This is a genomic window from Streptomyces sp. NPDC051018 (assembly GCF_044456085.1).
Taxonomy (GTDB): domain Bacteria; phylum Actinomycetota; class Actinomycetes; order Streptomycetales; family Streptomycetaceae; genus Streptomyces.
Window position 1 is genome coordinate 1 of the sequence record NZ_JBITFN010000046.1, and the last position, 2,029, is coordinate 2,029.

Consider the following 2,029-nt stretch of genomic DNA (forward strand, 5'->3'; position numbering starts at 1 on the left):
GGGCCGCGCGGCGGGTTTGCCGTGCGGCCCTGGGGCGGAGCGTGCGTGCGGGTCAGCCCTTGCGCTGGTTGATCTGCTCCGTCAACTGGGGGAGGACGGTGTGGAGGTCTCCGATGACGCCGTAGTCGGCGAGGTCGAAGATGGGGGCTTCGGGGTCTTTGTTGACGGCGATGATGGTTTTGGAGGTCTGCATGCCGGCGCGGTGCTGGATGGCGCCGGAGATCCCGGAGGCGATGTACAGCTGGGGTGAGACGGTTTTGCCGGTCTGGCCGACCTGGTTGGTGTGGGGGTACCAGCCGGCGTCGACGGCGGCGCGGGAGGCGCCGACGGCCGCGCCGAGGGAGTCGGCGAGGGCCTCGACGACGCTGAAGCTGTCGGCGCCGCCGACTCCGCGTCCGCCGGAGACGACGATGGCGGCTTCGGTCAGTTCCGGGCGTCCGGTGGCCGCGCGGGGGGTCCGGGCGACGACACGGGTGCCGGTGGCCTGGTCGCCGAAGGACACGGTGAGGGTCTCGACGGTGCCCGCGGCCGGTGCGGTCTCCACGGGGGCGGAGTTCGGCTTGACCGTGATGACGGGGATACCGCGGGTGACGCGGGAGCGGGTGGTGAAGGAGGCGGCGAACACCGCCTGGGTGGCGACGGGGCCCTGGTCGGAGGGCTCGATGTCGGTGGCGTCGGTGATGATCCCGGAGCCGGTGCGCAGGGCGAGCCGGGCGGCGATCTCCTTGCCCTCGGCCGAGGAGGAGATGAGGACGGCGACCGGGGAGACCGCCTTGGCCGCGGTCTGGAGGGCGTCGACCTTCGGGACGACGAGGTAGTCGGTGAACTCGGGGGCGTCGGCGGTCAGGACCCTGACCGCGCCGTGCCCGGCCAGCACCGCAGCGGTATCGGCCGCACCCGGGCCCAGGGCCAGGGCCACCGGGTCACCCAGCCGCCGGGCCAGGGTCAGCAGTTCCAGGGACGGCTTGCGCACAACACCGTCGAGATGGTCGACATACACAAGTACTTCAGCCATGGAAACTTCCCTCTCCAAACACAGACAGACACAACGGGCAAGAGGCACAGACAGCAGACACACACCCCAGGGACACGCACCCGGGACACGCACCCGGGTGCACGGGTCACAGGAGCCCTGACGAGCCGAGGAGCCCAGGCCCCCCGCACGAGCCCGCAGGACCGCGGACCGGGACCGCAGGACCGCGAGGGCCGGGGGCCTCTGGGGGCCGGGGGGTCAGATGAACTTCTGGCCGGCGAGGTAGTCCGCGAGGGCCTTGCCGCCCTCGCCCTCGTCCTTGACGACCTTGCCGGCGGTACGGGCGGGGCGTTCGGTCGCGCCGTCGACCGCGGTCCACGCACCCGCGAGACCCACGGTGTCCGCGTCCAGCCCCAGATCCTCCAGATCCCAGCTCTCCACCGGCTTCTTCTTCGCCGCCATGATCCCCTTGAACGACGGGTAACGGGCCTCACCGGACTGATCGGTCACCGACACCACCGCCGGCAGCGACGCCTCCAGCACCTCACTGGCACTGTCACCGTCCCGCCGCCCGGACACCACACCATCCGCCACCGACACCTCCGACAACAGCGTCACCTGCGCAACCCCCAGCCGCTCCGCCAGCAGCGCCGGCAGCACCCCCATCGTCCCGTCCGTCGACGCCATCCCGCACACCACCAGATCGAACCCGGCCTTCTCCACCGCCCCCGCCACCACCAGCGACGTCCCCATCACATCCGAACCGTGCAGCCCGTCGTCCTCCACATGCACCGCCCGGTCCGCCCCCATCGACAACGCCTTCCGCAACGCATCCCGCGCATCCTCCGGACCCACCGTCACCACCGTCACCTCGGCGCCGTCCGCGCCCTCCGCGATCTGCAGCGCCTGCTCCACCGCGTACTCGTCCAACTCCGACAACAGACCGTCCACACCCTCACGGTCCACCGTCAGATCATCCGCGAAACGCCGCTCACCAGAAGCGTCGGGCACATACTTCACACAGACAACGATCCTCAAGCTCACGACGGCTCTCCT

Annotated in this window: 2 protein-coding genes; both read right to left on the reverse strand. The window is 70.8% G+C overall.

Annotated features, from left to right (window positions below; translation table 11 throughout):
* Positions 1 to 52: 52 nt before the first annotated feature.
* Complete coding sequence (locus ACIBCM_RS35210; RefSeq protein ID WP_399250521.1) at positions 53 to 1,015, reverse strand: electron transfer flavoprotein subunit alpha/FixB family protein; 963 nt, start codon at positions 1,013 to 1,015, stop codon at positions 53 to 55.
* Between the two features lie 216 nt (positions 1,016 to 1,231).
* Positions 1,232 to 2,017 carry an electron transfer flavoprotein subunit beta/FixA family protein gene (locus ACIBCM_RS35215; protein WP_399250522.1) on the reverse strand — a complete coding sequence of 262 codons (786 nt, stop codon included), beginning with the start codon at positions 2,015 to 2,017 and terminating at the stop codon, positions 1,232 to 1,234.
* Positions 2,018 to 2,029 lie beyond the last annotated feature (12 nt).

Bases quoted from the DNA above. Each gene is read 5' to 3' on its own strand.
- ACIBCM_RS35210 (WP_399250521.1), bottom strand. From the start codon at position 1,015: ATGGCTGAAGTACTTGTGTATGTCGACCATCTCGACGGTGTTGTGCGC.